Origin of the sequence: Candidatus Chloroploca sp. Khr17 (assembly GCF_004138165.1) — a bacterium.
In the GTDB taxonomy this organism is placed as follows: Bacteria; Chloroflexota; Chloroflexia; order Chloroflexales; family Chloroflexaceae; genus Chloroploca.
The window spans coordinates 39,721-56,803 of the sequence record NZ_RYFF01000025.1; the positions used below are offsets into that span (position 1 = coordinate 39,721).

The following is a 17,083-nucleotide window of genomic DNA, read 5'->3' on the forward strand; positions in this document are numbered from 1 at the left end:
TCTGGAAACGTGCTTGCGCTGGCCGTTGGCCCCAGCACAAGCACAGGTTTTTAGGGCAGCAGCACGCTAGAGACGCGGCAACAGAGGCCGCGTATAGCGCAACGGCGCAGGATCATTCCGCAGCCGTTCGAGGTCGGCAGCGGTGTCAATGTCATACCAGGCTGGCAGCAGAGCCGTGCGCAGGCCCAGTTCGGCGGCACGTTCGAGGGTGTCGTGCAAGACGTGCGGGGTGCTCATCGTGACCTCCCGAAAGAGGCGTGGGGCAGATTGACGCAAAGCAGCCATGTAATAGCCACCATCCTCGCATGGCCCGATGCTCAGGTCGTATTCCTCAAGCAACGCAAACGCACGCCCCAGATAGCTTGGCGGCAGACTCGGGCTGTCGCTGCTCATCACGCCAACCGCAGGCGCCCCGTCCGCAAAGGCGGCCTCACTCACATGGGCCAGGCGCTCACCAAGCGGCCCATCGCCCTGGGGCAATTGCCGCAGGTCAGGCGCAAGGCCACGAAAATAGGCCTCGCTGCCGGGTGAATCAATGCCCAGCACCACTTCAATCCCAGGCACGCGCCGAGTTAAGGCGAGCGTATCCCGCAACATCCCCTCAGAGAGCAGCGTAGCCTCTTCGAGGGTCAACGGGGGACAAAGCCGGGTCTTGGTGCGGCCAGGCAGGGGCTGTTTCGCCATAATAATCAGGACAGGTCGCTGTTTCATCGGCTACGCGCTACTCCTACACGGTCACACGCGGCGGCAAGCGGACAGAGGGAACATTTCGGCGCAATCGGCAGGCAGATGTGCTGCCCAAGCGTGACGAGGAGCCGATTGATCGAGAGCCAGTACGTACCAGGTAGCTGTGCCCGCAGGACCATCTCGGTTGCATCGGGACTGCGCGTGCGAACGTAGCCCCAGCGATTGCAAATGCGGTGGACATGAATATCCACACAGATGCCAGGCAACCCGAAACCAGCCGTTAGCACCAGATTCGCCGTTTTGCGACCAACCCCTGGCAAGGCCAGCAATTGGTCGAGCTCATTCGGCACCTTGCCATCGTACTGTTCCAGCAAGATCCGGCTGATCTCGCGCAGAGAGCGGGCTTTGTTCCGATAGAAACCGACCGGAAAGATCAGTTCGGTCACTTGCGCTTCACTCAGGTTGAGCAAGGCTGCTGGTGTATCGGCAACCGCAAAAAGACGTGGCGCAACCACGGCGGTCAACGTATCTTTGGTTCGCAGACTCAAGATCGTCGCAACCAGAATCCGAAACGGGGTAGCCCCCTCGCCACCCATCTGGTCAATCAAGGGTTGCGCATAGTGTGGCATCGTCGCTGCGAGAGTCGCCATGACCGTATCAATCGGAAACGGCTGATGCTCAGCCGGGTCAGGAAGATCAGGTTTTTTTGTCATATATGTATTTTACTCACTCTCGCAGTAGGCGCAACCCGGTAGTATATCGGGTTGTTCGAGAGCGTACCCATAACTAAGTGGGAGGGCCTCTAAGCCACACGCGCGGGCGATCGCACTAATCACGAATTCACTGATCGCCGCCTCTTGCGTCACCCGATCAGCGACCAGTGTGGCCCCTGGCTCACGGAGGGTCAAGGCCCCAAGCCACGGATGATTCGGGCTGGCAACCGCAACAAACGCACGATCCGCCCCCTGCCGCACGCGATCCGTCGCAATCGCGGCGGTACAGGCCACCCCAAGCAAGGGCCAGTCTCCTTCACTAAGCGTTCGAGCGCGTTGCAAGGCCCAGTTTGCCAATGCCAGCGCGGTGGTCGCACTGACTGCCTGCGGCGATGGGTCAGCCACCAGTTCGGCAAGCGCCCGTGGTGCATACACATCGCGCGCCTCAAGGATCGTGCGCGACGAACCAGCCACCGCATGTAACCAGGCAAGCGCCAGCGAACCAGCCCCCGCACAGACATAGACAAGGCGTGGCGGTGCCGCATGAATGGCAACAATCGTCTGGTTAACGGGAAGCGACGGCAACACGATGTTTCTCCCTCTTGACATTAGGGAACCTATGTAGGATGCTTATCATACAACAAAAGTGGTCTCCGTATATCTGTATAAGGAATTTGGTATGTCAAGTGACCCGACAAAGAATCGACCACAACGCACAGGCGATCTCCTCGATACGGTGAGTGAAGTAGCAGTTGGCGTTGGCCGTTTTGGTTATAGCCTGCTCTCGCTCGGGCTCAGCATTTTGCCCAAACAATCGCGCGAGTCGATGCATACAGCGGTCCGCGAACTCAGTTACGGCTTTGCCCGACTCCCACGTGATTTTGCCGATATTGCGGGCGAAGAGATCGAACACTGGGCCAACACCGATGAAGCGCCCCCTGCACGCGTGCAGAAAGTTGCGGTTGATCTTTTTGATGCTGAGCCTGTCGCCCCGGCGGCCCCAGTTGGGCCTACGGTCAAAGCAACACCAGTTGCGGTAGCGACAAACCCTCCACCCAGAGAAGTCCCATCACCCGAGGCAAAGGCGGCCCCCACCCCCGAAGCAGCCAAGTCCGCTGCAGCGGCCCCCGCCCCCAAGCCCGCGGCGGTGGCCCCCGCCCCCAAGCCCGCGACGGCGGCCCCCGCCCCTGAAGCACCCAAGCCCGTGGCAGCGGCCCCGGCCCCCGCAGCACCCAAGCCCGCAGCGGCGGCCCCCGCCCCCAAGCCCGCAACGGCGGCCCCTGAAGCACCCAAGCCCGTGGCGGCGGCCCCCGCCCCCGCAGCATCCAAGCCAACCCCAACAGCCCCGGCTACTGGAGGCGCAAAGCCAGCATCAGGGCCAGAGCTCGAAGCTCCGACCGGCATCAACATCGTTCACATTGAATTTGACCCACCCGGTCGTGATGTTGATGGCGAATATGTGCTCTTGCGGAACACCGCGAAAGTACCGATGCTCTTGGCAGGGTGGAAACTCAGTGACGGCGGCGACAAGCACACCTTTACCTTCCCCTCCTTCACGCTCAACCCAGGTGGCGAAGTCAAGATCTGGACAAAGTCTGGCAAAAACAACGCGGGCAACCTCTACTGGAACAGCCGCATCCCCATCTGGAATAATACCGGCGACACCGCAAGCCTCCGTGACGCGCAGGGCCATGTCGTTGCCCGTTACACCTACGAGGGCAAAAAATAAGCGGATAAACTCGCTGATAGTGGCACAAACGGCCAGATCGACTGGCCGTTTGTGCCACTATTAACATAGAAGGGTAAAGCATATGCAGCAACGGCAACATCTTATCTTGATGGGGCCACCTGGGGCAGGGAAAACCACGATTGGGGATCTGCTCAAGCAACATGAACCCCTTACAAGCATCGCCACCGGGCGCTTCCTGCGACGCGAAGTTGCCCAGGGAACCACCATGGGGCAGATGATCAAACCACTACTCGAGCAGGGGCAATTTGCTCCCGACGATTTAGTGGATCGCCTGATGCGACAATGGCTCAACGAAGTACCGGCCGACCAGGGGTTTCTCCTTGATGGCTACCCACGCAATCTAACGCAGGCGCTCGCGCTCGAAGCGATGCTGGCTGAAATCAATCGTCCGCTGACGCGGGTCATCTCGCTCGAACTCAACGAAAGTCAAGTTCTTGAGCGGCTGACCGGACGAAGGATTTGTCGTTGGGAGGGCGGGGCCTTCACCCTCCATATACGCGATCAAGCAGCCATCGAACGTTGCGCGAGTCTCGGGGGCACGCTGAGCAAGCGTGACGATGACGAGCCAGCGATCATCACTGAACGCCTGGCCGTCTATGCCAGTGCAACGAAGCCTATCCTCGATTTCTACGCCGCGCGGGGACTGTTGAGCAAGATTGAGATTGTTGACGCCAACGGGCCACCCGAAGCAGTCGTCGCAGCGGTACTTGCCGCCATCAAGCAAGCCTGAAGAGCTACCGTGCCTCTGCATCTGCCCGCCCGTCGGCCAGGTAGGTCTCTAACTGAAGCATCGCGGCCACCAACTGATCCTGACGAAGGGCCGCCGTCATATCGCCACGGGTACGTTCGACAACGGCACGGAGGGCATCAGTCGTACGGCGCAACCCGCCAGTAATGGCATCAGGAAAATCGACGGTCACCAACCCACTGTAGACTTCGTCCATTGTCTGGAGTAGGCGTTCACCGCGTTCAACTTCACCGTGGCGCAAGCCATCAAGGATCGCCCGACGCAACTCACTCGCTGCCTCAGCGAGCCCATTGAGATAGGCTGCCGCCTCGACGCCAAGTTCGCGATGGCCGGGGGCCGGTGTATCCGCAAGAAAAGCCAGGACAAGATGCGCCTCAACATACTCCTTGAGGGCATCCTGGGTATAGCCAGCAAAGCGGATCGCCGGAAAATCAGTCGTTGTCGTAAGGATCAAGGCAGCAGCAGCCCGCGCCTCGGCGAGCAGGCGACGTGCCTCGGCAAAATCGCTGCGATGGGTCGCCCGAATACTGTTGGCACAAAGACGGATCAAAGCGCGCGACACACCAATAGCCTGTTCACGCACCGCATGATCGGCCTCAATCTTGGCCGCACACGCGGCCACAAGTTGTTCAATGTTATCTTGCATAGGCTACAGAGTACACGATGATCGCCATTTCTGTCTAGTGGTGAACCTGTTATACTAGTAGGCAATCTACCTAAAAACCCAGGCTTGTGCTGGCGAAAACGGCCAGCGCAGTTGGCCGTTTTCGTCAGCACAAGCCTGATTCTTGGGGGCCTGCGGCCCCCAAACCCCTAGCTAGCGGCTTACGTTCAGGTGTAGGGGGCCAGAATTCCAGGAAATAGGCCTGAATTTACAGTTAAAATACTACAGGAAGAGCCTATGACGACGCAGCACATCCTGATCGTTGAGGACGAACAAGAGATTGCCAATTACCTACGGCGCGGGTTGGTGCTCGAGGGATTTCAGGTCACCGTCGCCAATGATGGACCGGGGGGCCTGGTTGTCGCACGTGAAACGCCACCCGATCTCGTCATTCTCGATTTAATGCTCCCTGGTCTTGATGGGCTTGAAGTAGCAAAACGACTGCGGGCCGCCTCAGAGGTGCCGATTATCATTCTGACCGCCCGTGATGCCGTGGCCGATCGGGTACGCGGGCTCGAGTATGGGGCCGATGATTATCTGGTGAAGCCGTTTGCGTTTGAAGAATTGCTAGCCCGTATTCGGGTTCAGTTGCGCCGCCGCCAGACGGCGCAACAACACGAACAACTACGCTTCAGCAATCTGACGCTCGACACAGCCTCACGTGAACTCCGCGTTGGTGAACGACGCGTGGAATTAACCACGAAAGAATACGACCTGCTCGAGCTCTTTCTGCGCCATCCAAATCAGGTGCTCACCCGCGAAGTCATCTTTGATCGAGTCTGGGGCTACGATTTTGGTGGTGAAAGTAACATCATTGAAGTCTATGTACGCTATTTGCGACAGAAACTCGAAGCCGAAGGCGAGGCACGTCTGATTCAGACGGTGCGCGGGGCCGGATACATCCTGCGCGACTACGAATAACCAGATGACCTCCTTCTGTAATCTACGGCCCTTCTTCGTACAAATGTCCGTGTGGTATCGTCAAGGCAAGGGATGCACAGCGTCACGGATCAATGACGTATGTGTTGCTCACGCCTGAGCATTGAACCACCAGGATCGACCGGTTTGCGCCATCTTTACGGGATCGGACGACGACTCAAACTACGCCTTGCCCTGCTCTGTCTAGGGGGCGCAGCGGTAGTCGCCTTTGTCTACCCCTTGCTTGTTACGCCGGTCATTCTCTGTGCCGTAGGGATGCTGATCCTCGACTGGATCGAGCTCACCGAAGAGATCCGCAGCCTCACGACCGTTATCACGGACAACCAACCTGAACAGAAGTTCGAAGTTGCGACCGGCGTATGGGGCGAACTGGCCCATGCACTCAACCGCCTCTTGCAAGAACAGCGCACCGAACAGCAGATCCGCACGCTCTTGCCAGCGCTCCCGCTAGCCGGAGCGCTGCGGCTCATCGATCGGCAGCCACCAGCCGAAGGATGGGTGTGCGACATTGGCGTTGTTGCCGTCGAACTCCCTGCATTCAACGAACATGCCCAGCCGACGCTGCAGAGCCTGGCCCACAATGCCCTCTATCATGCGCAACTCCACGATGCCTTGCTTACCCGTACAGGCGCAACGCTATTGATCATCACCGGAGTCTTGAGTCCAAACAGCCCGAGCCAGATCCTCCGCAGTAGTTATCAGATCGCAGAAGCGCTGAACAACAATGCCCTTCACGAGGAGCGGGCCGGGCCAGCCATGAGTCTTACCCTCGGAAGCGCCAGGGCGATGCTTTTGCCGGGGCTAGGACTCAGCGTGGTGGGTGCGCCGCTTGATGCGGCGCAAGCCATGCTCAAACTAAGCGCCCCGGGGCAACTGATCTGCAGCGAAGCAGCCTATCTTGGCTTACGACGGATGGGCACACCACTGGCCCGGAGCGCAGCCCCGTTTAACGAAAACACGCCTCCCACGTATCAAATCAAGCTCTAGCATTTCACCAGGCAGCGTCATGTGTTATGATAACGCATGCACGTTCTGTGGAAGCCGGAAGCCTTCCCCAACCAACATCCGGGAAGGTTGGCGGCAGCAGCATCGTTGGCGCAGCCAACCTTGCCAGCAGCTTTCTGTAGCTCTCTTTAGTTGTCCTGGAGGAGGCATGAGCGACCCTCACGAAGAGTTCGAGCAAGAGCGACCACGTCGTACCCGACGCCTGCCCGACGATCAGCCGATCAATGGGGCCGAGACGCCACGCCGAACCGAACGCCTTGATCCCTCTGGTGATGCATGGACTCGCGAAGAGCCAGCGAATGCCCGATGGCGTCAAGAGCGCTCGGGAACACAGCGTGCCCCCAAACGCGGCATGTTACCTGGTTCCCCACAGGAACTCCAGCTCTGGCTTCAGTCAGGTGGATGGAAGTATCTTGCTGGCATAGGGCTACTGCTGGTCGTCCTCTTGATAGCCCTGCTCGCCTTTTCACGCACCGAGCAACGTGAAGCAGGTCTGAGTTTTGATAATCCTGAGCCGACAGCAATCATCAGTGATCCGGTGCTTGGCGGCAATCTGCCCGGCGAATTGCCGAGCGTCGTCCCCGAAGAAGCGTTGCCCCCCCCGGCCCCGGCCCCCCAACGGTTTATTGTCACCGGAACTGGCGTGCAAGGGCTGTTTCTTCGCCCCGAACCCTCACGCAACACGACGCCGCTGGCAACCCTTTCCGATGGGCAAATCATCGAACAGATTGGCTCGGATGTACCAGGTGATGGCTTTCTGTGGCGCCATGTACGCACTGCCGAGGGGCAAGAGGGCTTTGTCGCCGCTGATTTTCTGAGTCCGGTGCCTTAAATATTCACAACTCCCCTATACGCCCTTCATACCATCTTCACACCTGCTCGCTATGCTGTAACCAGGGAAGAGACAAGGGGTACGTAACCAGCTTACGCAATGGACTGCTCGCACGGGCACGGCCCTGGAGTCAGCTAACCCTTTGGCAAACCCACAAGGATAGCGTTTATCTAGCTCAGGAGGTGTATGATGTTGATGCGTATCGTGAAGGCCGGTGGAGTCGCGTTGACGGGGGTGGCGCTCGCAGGTACGCTCGCCTGGTCAGGAATGAATAATACATCGTCTGCGTATGCAAGTACACAGGCGAATGCACAAGTATCTCAGGCATTGTTCCAGCAAGGTGGAAGCCCTGGCGAGCCGGGCTTGCCAGGGTTGCATCGCAAAGCGCGTGAGCAGGCACCTGAAGCACTCGCCGTGACGGTGCTCGTACGCTCGACAGCTGAGGTAACCGGGCTGACTGGTGAACAGGTGCTGGATCAGTTGCGTGCCGGACAGAGCCTTGCCCAGATCGCTGAGGCTAATGGGAGTAGTGGCGACATAGTTATTGAGACTGCGACCACAAAGATCCGCGAGCGTCTTGATACAGCGGTGGAGCGTGGGCGGATGACGCAGGCGCAGGCCGATACGTTGCTCGATGAGTTTACGTCGCGGGCTGATGAAGTGGTGGACGATACCGAACTGGGGAGCAAGCTGGAGGCACGGCTCGAAGAGATGCGTGACCAGACTGTCCGTGGCGTGATGGTCAAACGAACCGCCGAGGCAACCGGTCTGGAGGTGCGCGAGGTCGTGCAACGCCTCGCTGCGGGCGAGACCCTTGAGGCGATTGCCCAGTCTGCCGGGCTCAGCAGTGCCGATGTGGTCGAAGGCGCTGTCACCGATTTCCGTACGGCTGCCGAAGCTGCGATGATCGAACCTATCGAGTTGGAGCGGTAGCGTCCGTCCCCGCGTACGCGGGGAGATGAGATGAGGGAGCCTGTGGCCCTCAGCAAGCTTTCCCGGTTGAAAAGCCAGCATACGCTGGCTTTTCAACCAAGACGCGAGGTCAAGAGGCGCAGCCCTCAAGAAGAAGCAACATCCAACGTTATGACGCAACGCATTCTAATTGTGGATGATGTTCGCGAGATCGTGCAGGGACTCGTTGGCTATTTTCGTCAGGCTGGCTTCGAGACCAGTGTGGCGTATGATGGCCGCGAGGCCTTGGAGGTCTTTCAGCGTGAACAGCCCGATCTCGTGCTGCTTGATGTGATGATGCCTGAACTCGATGGGCTGGAAGTTTGCCGTCGCATCCGTCGCACGTCACATGTGCCGATCATCATGTTGACGGCGCGCATTGAAGAGACCGATACGCTCATCGGGCTCGAACTCGGAGCCGATGACTATATTGCCAAACCATTTCGCGCCCGTGAAGTGGTTGCCCGCGCTCGCGCTGTCTTGCGCCGAAGCAGTGGCGAGCTCAATCAGGCGAGTCGGCTCACCTATGGCTCGCTTCAGCTTGATCGCGAACGCCATACGCTGACGATTGACCAGGCACCGGTCGAACTGACGCCGACCGAGTTTGCGTTGCTCACCGCCTTGATGCGCAACAGTGGTCGCCCCCTGAGCCGAGCGCAGCTGTTAGATGCAACGCAGGGCGATGCCTACGAGGGCTATGAACGCACGATTGATGCCCATATCAAGAACCTACGGCGTAAAATCGAACCCGATCCGACGAATCCGCACTATATCCTGACGGTCTTTGGCGTCGGCTACAAATTTCGGGCGCCATGAAATCGCTGCATCAACGTTTAACTATGACCCATACGGCGGTTGCCTTGCTTGCCGTCGTGCTGATCGCGTTACTGGTGAGCGGGTTGGTCTTGCGCGCCTATAACGAACTTGCCCGAAGCCAGTCGGCAATGGTTAGCCGCGCCCTGGCCGACCCCCTCGCCCAGTATTATGTACGCAATGGCGGGTGGGATAACCTCGCAACGACGCTGCGGCTACGCATACTGGCAGGAAATGTCCCGCTTGCCCGCCGAACCATAATCACCGATGCCGACTGGCAGGTGCTCTTTGACAGCACCGACACGTTGACTGGTCAGCCTGCGCCACTGTTGATGCGGCGCCAGAGTGCGCCGATCTATGTCCAGGAACGCATTGTGGGCTTTGTGATTGTACCGCCGCCCTCGCGCGATGAGTTCAGTACCCCCGAACGAACCTTTCTACGCAGCGTGATCATGATTGTGATCGTTGGCGGCATTGTTGCCAGTGCAACCGCGCTGGTCGTGGCCCTCTTTGTCGCCCAACGACTGACCCGACCGCTTGGAACCCTGACAACAGCCGCACGCCGCCTGGCTGCTGGTGAACATCACCAACCCATTGCGCTACCTGACGAGGCCGAGTTGGCTGAACTCGCCGGGGCGTTCAATACAATGGCCGCTGAACTCGAACGCCAGGAAGGGCTCCGGCGCCAGATGGTTGCTGACATTGCCCACGAACTACGCACGCCACTGAGTGTCTTGCGTCTACGGGTCGAAGGCATGGAAGATGGCATCGAACAGCCATCACCAGAGCTCTATGCGGCGCTCGTGCATGAAGTCGATCTTTTGAACCGGCTGGTTGACGATCTGCGCCTGCTGTCGCTGGCCGAGGCGGGCAAACTGGCCCTCAATGTTGAGCCTGTTGCGCCGCAGGCCGCGCTGGCTCGCGCCGCAGCCGCAGCCTCTCCTCGCGCACGCCAACAGGGCATTGACCTGCAGATAGACGTATCACCCGACGTGCCCTTGATCAGCGCTGATGGGCAACGGTTGGCCCAGATTCTTGGCAACCTGATCGAAAATGCCTTGCGTTACACCCCCCGAAATGGCAAGGTGACGCTGCGGGCCAAGGCAGATGGGCAAGCCAGCGTACGCTTTGAGGTAACTGATACCGGCCCCGGCATTGCGCCCGACGATCTGCCCCATATCTTTGACCGCTTCTTTCGCGCCGATCGTGCCCGCACCCGTGAAACAGGTGGCAGTGGGCTCGGCCTTGCCATTGTGCAGCGTCTGGTCGAAGCCCACGGAGGCACCATCTCTGTTACAAGCACACCAGGCAATGGGACAACTTTCGAGTTCACGCTCCCTGCGATGCTATCACCCCGGTGATATGCAGGCAATGCCGTCAGGTGCAAAAGTTGCAACGTCGACCTGACCGGAGAACCGTCGGGCTGATGGTTTTACAGGAAATGATCCGCTATGAACCCGATGCCGTGGGGCGAAAGCCCTCGGCGAGGGGAAGCGAAGCCGGCCTGCGCGGCCTCATCGAGCCGGCGAAGGCCGGCTTCGCCGACGGGCGCCGAGCCGTTGACGGCGACGGCGACCCCGGAGAGCTGACGTTGCCTCAGCACACAATACTCCTGCCGGCGCACCACCACGCAGGAAAACGGGGGCGTGGGGGAACGTGGTTCCCCCATTTTCAGCGTAGCCCGACGACAGCTTTGCTGTCGTCGGACAAGGCACAGAAAGGCGCGCTACAATTGACGCAAGAAGGGGGCCCGCCAGTTCGCCACAATGATGATCACCCAGCCAATGACAGCACTGGCCGCCACCACCAGCGGCACACTGCCGATCATCTCGGCCAGCACGCCAGCGACCAGGCCACCCATCGGGCTCATCCCCATCAAGATGAGGGTAAAGACACTCATCACCCGGCCACGCAAAGCATCGGGCACAAGTGCCTGGATCAGCGTATTGGTCAGCGCCATCGTCGTCACGCCGGCCCAACCGGCGACACCAATCAGCGCCATTGCCAGTGGGAGCTGACGCGTTGTCGTGAACATGATCATCAAGAGCGGGTAGAGTAGAGCGGCAACCATGAGCAAGCGCCCCCGCGGGAGCTTATCGCCGAGTTGCGCGAGGATCAGCGCAGCAGCCAGAGCGCCCAGGCCACTCGCCGACGAGAGTGCCCCAAGGCCCGCCGCGCCAGTGCCAAGCACATCACGTGCAAAGACTGGCAGCAACGGAATATGCACAAAACAGAAGAGGCTGATCGCCATGGCCTGAATCAGCAGCGCCTGCACCCGTCGCTCCTGCTTGATGTAGCGTAGCCCCTCCTTGAGTTGGTCGCTACTGCGCGAAGCTTTTGGGGCCGTGAACGGCGGCAAGCGCATCATCAACAGGCTAGCAATGACAAAGACAAAGCTGACCGCATTCAAAGCAAACGCCGGACCTTCGCCAATCAAGGCCACCAGGAGACCTGCCACTGCCGGGCCGATCATGCGTGCGGCATTGAAAATAGAAGAATTGAGCGCAATCGCATTGAGCAGATCTTCGCGCCCAACCATCTCGACCGTAAACGACTGGCGGGTTGGCGCATCAAAGGCATTGACGAACCCAAGCAGCATCGCCATCACGAGAATATGCCACACCTGAATCAGCCCGCTGATCGTCAAGACAGCGAGTGCGATCGCGAGCAGCATCGCAGCAAGCTGGGTTGCCAGCAAGAGTTTCTGTTTCGAGACGCGATCAACGACGGTTCCCGCTGGCAAGGAAAAGAGCAGGACTGGCAACGAACTTGCTGCGGCGACCAAGCCAAGCAAGGCTGGCGAATCAGTCAGGCGCAAGACAAGCCAGCCCTGGGCCACCGACTGCATCCAGGTACCAATCAACGAGATGAGTTGACCAATGAAAAAGAGCCGGTAGTTGCGATGGCGCAACGCACGCAGAAATTGGGGCAAGCGTGAATCAGTCACCGCTGGACTACCCAAGACAGCCATATCAAGCGCCATCCTCAGGACTCAGCGCTTCGTAGAGGGTTTGCATCGCCTCGTGGAGCGCCGTCAATTGTTCTGCATTGAGATGACTCATCCGTTGTTCCACATACGCCCGATGACGAGGGCGCAATTCATCAATCAACGCTTTGCCCTCACTTGTGAGCTGTACCAGCGTCACCCGACGGTCATTGGCATCAGCAGCGCGGCGTACCAGGCCTCGCGCCTCAAGACGATCCACCAGGCGGGTCAAATTGCTATTATCGGCCACCATCTGTTGGCAGATATGACTCAGCGGCACGCCCTCCACCGTCGCATGAAACAGAATGGCATACTGCGGGGTCGAGAGATCATACGGACGAAACTCATCACGATTCAACTCTTGAAAACGCTTATGCAACTTTAGAAACAGGCGATACGCCTCGATTTGAGGCGAATCAACACTAGTTATCTCGGGCATTGCCACCTCCCTGAAAGATGCCTACTACCTACAGTAGCTCTTTCTATCTCTGTAGCGTACACGAATATATTGGACTTGTCAATGTTTCTGGAAGCGAAACTCAGAGCAATTGCATCATTGAGTTCACGCCTCGGCAACCACGAGCAACATCGAGCGGGTTGGAGGCAGCGCAGACGTTAATGCAGCAAAGGCCCCCTTGACCAGAAAACGGAACGGATGCGTACGCAAGCGCCCAGCCTCAAGCCCCACCTGTTCCCACGGGGCCTCATAATGGCGTTGGAGTATCTTGAAGCCCGCCTGTTCAACCAGCCAGGTCAGTTCGGCCATCGTATACGTTCGCGCATGCGTCGTATAACGAGCCTCGCCCTCAAGCAGCATCTGATGACGGAACTCGGCACGGGTACTGAGGCTCTGCCAGAGCAGAGCCCGGAGGATCAGGCGCAGCCGACTCTTGGCATAGAGCTCATTGGGGGTTGAGATCAAGAGCCGGCCACCAGGACGCAAGACGCGCCGGAACTCGCGGAGGACTGGCAGCGGTGAATAGACCAAATGCTCAATCACCTCAGAAAAGACCACCCAATCAAATAGCTTGTCGGCAAAGGGCAACGGCTCACGTTCAAGGTGGGCCTGATGCACCGTCACGCCCAGGCGTGCCCAGAGCGCCTGGCGACGTGCGGGATCAAGATCCACACCGGTCACCTGAAAACCCGAGCGCACCAGCAATTCAGTAAAATGGCCGGGCGTGACCCCAACCTCAAGCACTGAGGCCCCGGCAGAGCCCTGCATCGCGGTCAGCATGGCAGCAAACCGATACCGATGCAGGCGAAAATAGTCAGCCTTGCCGTCAGCGACCGCACTACGTTGAACTTCGTGAAAGGTACTGGAGCTAATCATACGATGTCTTGTGTTCACCATACATCTTATTCAAGGTCGGCTTTGCCGATCTTGATCACCTAAGACAAGGATTTAGGAGCTAGAAAAGAGGAAAGAGCCGAGCGCATCAGGACGGGATGGAGGCCTCCAAACTGTAAAGTAACCTGAAACCTTGCCTAAAGAATAAAGAAATCATTTGGCAGCAGTGCCAGAGGCAACCTATAGTATCATGAGAAGCATGTGAGGGCGAATCGCACTGCCAAGGAGATGAGATGCAAGAACCTCAGTTTGTCCTGCCTCAACAACGGCCTGCGTGGCAACAGTTACTTTTGCGCTGGTTGATCAGTTCGCTAGGTATTTTCGCCGCTGTCTGGATTGTGCCGGGGATTGAGTTTAGCGGTCCTGGTTGGCACATTGGCATCGTTGCGCTTGTCTTTGGCCTGCTCAATGCCTTGCTCCGTCCGCTTCTCTACGTGTTGACCTGCCCGCTTGTCATTCTCACGCTCGGCCTGTTCGGGTTGGTGATCAATGCTGTCTTGCTTGGGCTAACCTCAGCGCTGGCTGATCAAATTGGGATCATCTTTCACATTGACGGTTTTTGGCCGGCCTTCTGGGGGGGGTTGGTCATTTCGCTGATCACCACGATCCTGAGTTTCTTGGCAGGCGACACCCGTGTCCAGGTGGTACGTGTGCAGCCACCGCAACAATAGGTGCGCAATGATCACCATTTGCAACACCCGACCCGAGCATATTGCTCAACTGGTTGAACATCAGCGGATCTGTTTTCCAACCCTATCGGCAGAAGATCTGATGCAAGCCGAGATGTTTGCGGCGCAGCTAGCGGTCTTTCCCGAAGGGCAGCACGTCGCACTTGCTGGCGAACGCGTCGTTGGGCAGAGCAGCACCTTCCGCATTAGCGAAGAGCAGTGCCGGCAACAGCACACCTACCGTGACATCACCGGCAAAAACAGCTTCAACCAACACAACCCGCAGGGTTTGTGGCTCTATGGGGCCGATATGAGTGTGCATCCCGCCTATCGAGGACGCGGGATCGCGACTAGGCTCTATGGAGTGCGCAAAGAGCTCGTGCGGCATCTAAAGCTAAAGGGCATCGTCTTTGGCGGAGCGATGCCGGGGTACGCACAGCACGCCGATCATCTCTCAGTTGAAGCCTACATCGCCGAAGTAGTTGCCGGGCGGCTCAGCGACCCAACGATCACCCCGCAGATCAAAAACGGCTTTCGCGTGCGGGGCGTCCTGCGTAACTACGTTGATCGAGGAACCGCAGCAACTGGCGACGCCACCTGGATGTGGTGGGAAGATTGCGTAGAAGAATGAACGCTTAGGCGAATGCTGGCGAACACAACCAGCTGCGCTGGTTGTGTTCGCCAGCATCCGCGTCATTGCCAACTTGTTGCAAGCAACATACTTTTATGCTACGATAAAATTATAGCTCTTTTGTTCTATGACAAGGTACTTCAATGGAGCCAATCAAAGACTCTTCAGTTGAATTTAAGATTGATCGCCTACCAAAAGATCTGCAGGAACAATTTCGCAGGCTCTATGTTGGAGTTACCAACGCGGGTTATCCGGCTGCTTACTGATGTAGATGATCTTGTCCTCGACTGTTTTCTCGGTAGTGGAACAACCGCTGTTGCCTGCGTCCGCGAGGGACGCCAATACCTCGGGATTGAGCTTGATGAAACCTACGTCCAACTTGCCCACGATCATATCAGTGCCGAGTTGAATCGTGAACAGATGCTTATGCCTGTCTCTCCTCAAGAAGAGCAGTATGTTCAACTCCATCATCAGCAACTCATCGTGGAGGATGAGCATGACGCTGATTAATCCATATGATTTGCGAGAGAATCTTGATCGTATTGAGGCCATCGAAAAAGCTTCGTTACGCCTACTCGTCCAGGCCTTATACGATTATCGACACGAAGCAGCGATCATCTTTCAGGCTGAAAACGATCAAGTTGCCGATATTGGTGAAGATGTGACGCAATAATTGCTGCTGTGCCGAATGGGATGCTTCAGGAGCGTTACAATCCTGATGAGCACAAGACGATCTGGCGGGCAGGTCGCAATGCGCCGACGTTGGGCGAAGAGTTCCGTGTGCGCCTGAGTTTTCAGCTATTGAAAGAGAAGGCGCACTGGCGGGTGCAAACCATTCCGATGGAGCCGTATGCCTATGTCTGGGATGAGTAGCAGCGTTCTTACGGATGCTCGCCTTTAGGTGCGAAAGCCCAGCGCGTTCACGCCTGGGATGAAGCGCCCTGCTTGAGCGGCTTTCGCTCATGTGTTGCACAAAGCACGTATCCATGGTACACTTGTTCGTCATGAGGTCTGCGCATCTCATGCACGTTTCCAACTGAGTTTTGGTCGTTCCGACGAAGAATCCATCGTCGGGTAAAAAGCTCATGGTCATGTGGCGCGCTGGTTCGGCGGAAGGGGCCAACCTGAGAGTCAGCACAGACAAGCGCATCGAAGCGGCCACACCCCACCCATGTTCTCTTCGGAGGACGAGACTGGGGCGGCAGTCTCTGAAGCCCAAGCGTTGACGCTTGGGAGCCGTCACTCTGTTACGCTCTGTTCTACCGAGCAAGCGGGCCAACTGCGTTGGCCCGCTTGCTCGGTAGAACGACACGGTAGCTCGAGAGCTGCCTTACCCAAGCTTCGCCAGCCACGGGAGCAAGGCGTCGCTGAAGAGTTCGGGGGTTTCGTCGAAGGGGCAGTGGCCGGTGTCGGGCAGGATGGCAATTTCGGCCTGCGGCAAGATCCGCCGCTTGATCGCTTCGGCATCCGAGGGTGGGATCGAGCGGTCTTCGGCCCCCCAGATAAGCAGCGTTGGCCCGTTGTATTCACCTGGTTGCATATCAATGCCGAGACTCACTGATGAGCGGGTGACGGCCAGGTATGAATTGGCCCCAAAGCGGCGCAATGGGCCGCTGAAGGTCTCGACCAGTTCAGGCGTGACCGCTTCTTTGCGATGATACGAAGCGAGCAGGCTCTGACGCACACCCCATTCGTTGCCAAAGATCCCGGCGACCGTCTCGCCAATCACCGGTGCCCCGATCAACGACAGCAACACCTGATCAGTTGGGGTCAACGGGCGCTCGTAGAGTTGCATGCCCGAACTGTTGACAAGGATGAGAGCCCGAGTCAATGCAGGGAAGCGCCGGGTAAACTCCGTTGCCGCCACGCCACCCATCGAGTGGCCGACGATGACCGCTGGTCCACCAACAACCTTTTGCACAAAATCCGCGATCTGTTCTGCCCAACGAACTTTGCTCGCCTGGCCGGCAGGTCGCGCCGAATAACCAAACCCATAGAGATCGAGCGCATAAAAGGTGTGTTCGCGGGCCACCGAGCGCACAATCTTGCGCCAGTGATCAATCAGGGCGCCATACCCATGAATGAAGACCACCGGCAGCCCCTGCACAGGCGTCGAAGCCCAGTAGCGTGTCGGCCCCAGCGGCCCATCCAGATATTGCTCAGTAACACTATAACGCCGCTCCTCGTGCCGAGCGCTTGTTTCAACCTGCATCGCAACCATATCTTTGCTTTTCCTTTTTTCTAGAACTTCTGGAAGCTCGCTTCTTTGTTGTGTAGATACAGCATACCACAATTGCAAACTCTTTGCACAGCTTTTGCAGAAACTAAGCGGGGATTAAAACGAG

22 protein-coding genes are annotated in these 17,083 nt (G+C 58.0%); 13 read left to right on the plus strand and 9 right to left on the minus strand.

The window, feature by feature from the left end:
- Positions 1-66: 66 nt before the first annotated feature.
- Genes EKD05_RS15050 through EKD05_RS15060 form a run of 3 tightly spaced genes read right to left on the minus strand, consistent with a single transcriptional unit; the run spans position 67 to position 1,988 of the window.
- A complete protein-coding gene (locus tag EKD05_RS15050) occupies positions 67-711 on the minus strand; it encodes a TIGR04282 family arsenosugar biosynthesis glycosyltransferase (protein ID WP_129674140.1) in 645 nt (214 codons plus the stop codon).
- The gene (nth, locus tag EKD05_RS15055) at positions 708-1,400 is read right to left on the minus strand and encodes an endonuclease III (protein WP_129674142.1); all 693 of its coding nucleotides are present in this window, start codon (positions 1,398-1,400) and stop codon (positions 708-710) included. Before nth ends, EKD05_RS15050 begins: the two co-directional genes overlap by 4 nt.
- Positions 1,401-1,409: 9 nt before the next feature.
- Positions 1,410-1,988 (minus strand): hypothetical protein, encoded by a 579-nt coding sequence (locus EKD05_RS15060; RefSeq protein WP_205703949.1) that lies wholly within the window; start codon positions 1,986-1,988, stop codon positions 1,410-1,412.
- Between the two features lie 91 nt (positions 1,989-2,079).
- Between EKD05_RS15060 and EKD05_RS15065 the strand changes: the two genes are divergently transcribed.
- Entirely contained in the window at positions 2,080-3,129 is a 1,050-nt protein-coding gene (locus EKD05_RS15065; protein ID WP_129674144.1) for a lamin tail domain-containing protein, read from the plus strand.
- An 82-nt stretch (positions 3,130-3,211) separates the two neighbouring features.
- Positions 3,212-3,880 (plus strand): nucleoside monophosphate kinase, encoded by a 669-nt coding sequence (locus EKD05_RS15070; RefSeq protein ID WP_129674146.1) that lies wholly within the window; start codon positions 3,212-3,214, stop codon positions 3,878-3,880.
- A 4-nt stretch (positions 3,881-3,884) separates the two neighbouring features.
- Here EKD05_RS15070 and EKD05_RS15075 read toward each other — a convergent pair whose 3' ends face one another.
- Entirely contained in the window at positions 3,885-4,544 is a 660-nt protein-coding gene (locus EKD05_RS15075; RefSeq protein WP_129674148.1) for a haloacid dehalogenase, read from the minus strand.
- Between the two features lie 255 nt (positions 4,545-4,799).
- Between EKD05_RS15075 and EKD05_RS15080 the strand changes: the two genes are divergently transcribed.
- From EKD05_RS15080 to EKD05_RS15105, 6 genes are all read left to right on the plus strand, one after another.
- Positions 4,800-5,483, plus strand: a complete 684-nt coding sequence (locus tag EKD05_RS15080; RefSeq protein ID WP_129674150.1) for a response regulator transcription factor — start codon at positions 4,800-4,802, stop codon at positions 5,481-5,483.
- A gap of 144 nt (positions 5,484-5,627) precedes the next feature.
- Positions 5,628-6,488, plus strand: coding sequence for a hypothetical protein (locus EKD05_RS15085; RefSeq protein ID WP_129674152.1), 861 nt, complete (start codon positions 5,628-5,630; stop codon positions 6,486-6,488).
- Positions 6,489-6,654: 166 nt separating this feature from the next.
- Positions 6,655-7,338 carry an SH3 domain-containing protein gene (locus tag EKD05_RS15090; protein ID WP_165360749.1) on the plus strand — a complete coding sequence of 228 codons (684 nt, stop codon included), beginning with the start codon at positions 6,655-6,657 and terminating at the stop codon, positions 7,336-7,338.
- A gap of 186 nt (positions 7,339-7,524) precedes the next feature.
- Positions 7,525-8,271 (plus strand): hypothetical protein, encoded by a 747-nt coding sequence (locus EKD05_RS15095; protein ID WP_129674156.1) that lies wholly within the window; start codon positions 7,525-7,527, stop codon positions 8,269-8,271.
- 150 nt (positions 8,272-8,421) lie between these two features.
- Positions 8,422-9,105 (plus strand): response regulator transcription factor, encoded by a 684-nt coding sequence (locus EKD05_RS15100; RefSeq protein ID WP_129674158.1) that lies wholly within the window; start codon positions 8,422-8,424, stop codon positions 9,103-9,105.
- 23 nt (positions 9,106-9,128) lie between these two features.
- On the plus strand, positions 9,129-10,463 hold the full coding sequence (locus EKD05_RS15105) for a cell wall metabolism sensor histidine kinase WalK (RefSeq protein ID WP_165360750.1): 1,335 nt from the start codon (positions 9,129-9,131) through the stop codon (positions 10,461-10,463).
- A 71-nt stretch (positions 10,464-10,534) separates the two neighbouring features.
- Here EKD05_RS15105 and EKD05_RS25790 read toward each other — a convergent pair whose 3' ends face one another.
- The 4 genes from EKD05_RS25790 to EKD05_RS15120 form a co-directional block, all read right to left on the minus strand.
- Positions 10,535-10,705, minus strand: a complete 171-nt coding sequence (locus tag EKD05_RS25790) for a hypothetical protein (RefSeq protein ID WP_165360751.1) — start codon at positions 10,703-10,705, stop codon at positions 10,535-10,537.
- 123 nt (positions 10,706-10,828) lie between these two features.
- Positions 10,829-12,073, minus strand: a complete 1,245-nt coding sequence (locus EKD05_RS15110; RefSeq protein WP_129674162.1) for an MFS transporter — start codon at positions 12,071-12,073, stop codon at positions 10,829-10,831.
- Position 12,074: 1 nt separating this feature from the next.
- On the minus strand, positions 12,075-12,527 hold the full coding sequence (locus EKD05_RS15115) for a MarR family winged helix-turn-helix transcriptional regulator (RefSeq protein WP_129674164.1): 453 nt from the start codon (positions 12,525-12,527) through the stop codon (positions 12,075-12,077).
- Between the two features lie 123 nt (positions 12,528-12,650).
- Positions 12,651-13,421, minus strand: coding sequence for a bifunctional 2-polyprenyl-6-hydroxyphenol methylase/3-demethylubiquinol 3-O-methyltransferase UbiG (locus EKD05_RS15120; protein ID WP_240695797.1), 771 nt, complete (start codon positions 13,419-13,421; stop codon positions 12,651-12,653).
- A 251-nt stretch (positions 13,422-13,672) separates the two neighbouring features.
- Here EKD05_RS15120 and EKD05_RS15125 point away from each other — a divergent pair, with 251 nt between their 5' ends.
- The 5 genes from EKD05_RS15125 (at position 13,673) to EKD05_RS26745 (ending at position 15,611) form a co-directional block, all read left to right on the plus strand.
- Entirely contained in the window at positions 13,673-14,110 is a 438-nt protein-coding gene (locus tag EKD05_RS15125) for a phage holin family protein (RefSeq protein ID WP_129674168.1), read from the plus strand.
- A gap of 7 nt (positions 14,111-14,117) precedes the next feature.
- Entirely contained in the window at positions 14,118-14,738 is a 621-nt protein-coding gene (locus EKD05_RS15130; RefSeq protein ID WP_129674170.1) for a GNAT family N-acetyltransferase, read from the plus strand.
- A 225-nt stretch (positions 14,739-14,963) separates the two neighbouring features.
- Positions 14,964-15,248, plus strand: a complete 285-nt coding sequence (locus EKD05_RS26735; protein ID WP_240695798.1) for a site-specific DNA-methyltransferase — start codon at positions 14,964-14,966, stop codon at positions 15,246-15,248.
- Entirely contained in the window at positions 15,235-15,411 is a 177-nt protein-coding gene (locus EKD05_RS26740; RefSeq protein ID WP_240695799.1) for an SfiI family type II restriction endonuclease, read from the plus strand. The genes EKD05_RS26735 and EKD05_RS26740 overlap by 14 nt, the downstream gene beginning before the upstream one ends.
- Before the next feature lie 8 nt (positions 15,412-15,419).
- The gene (locus EKD05_RS26745) at positions 15,420-15,611 is read left to right on the plus strand and encodes an SfiI family type II restriction endonuclease (RefSeq protein WP_240695800.1); all 192 of its coding nucleotides are present in this window, start codon (positions 15,420-15,422) and stop codon (positions 15,609-15,611) included.
- Positions 15,612-16,068: 457 nt separating this feature from the next.
- Here the strand turns inward: EKD05_RS26745 and EKD05_RS15145 are convergent, their stop codons facing one another.
- Positions 16,069-16,959 carry an alpha/beta fold hydrolase gene (locus tag EKD05_RS15145; RefSeq protein WP_240695801.1) on the minus strand — a complete coding sequence of 297 codons (891 nt, stop codon included), beginning with the start codon at positions 16,957-16,959 and terminating at the stop codon, positions 16,069-16,071.
- Positions 16,960-17,083 lie beyond the last annotated feature (124 nt).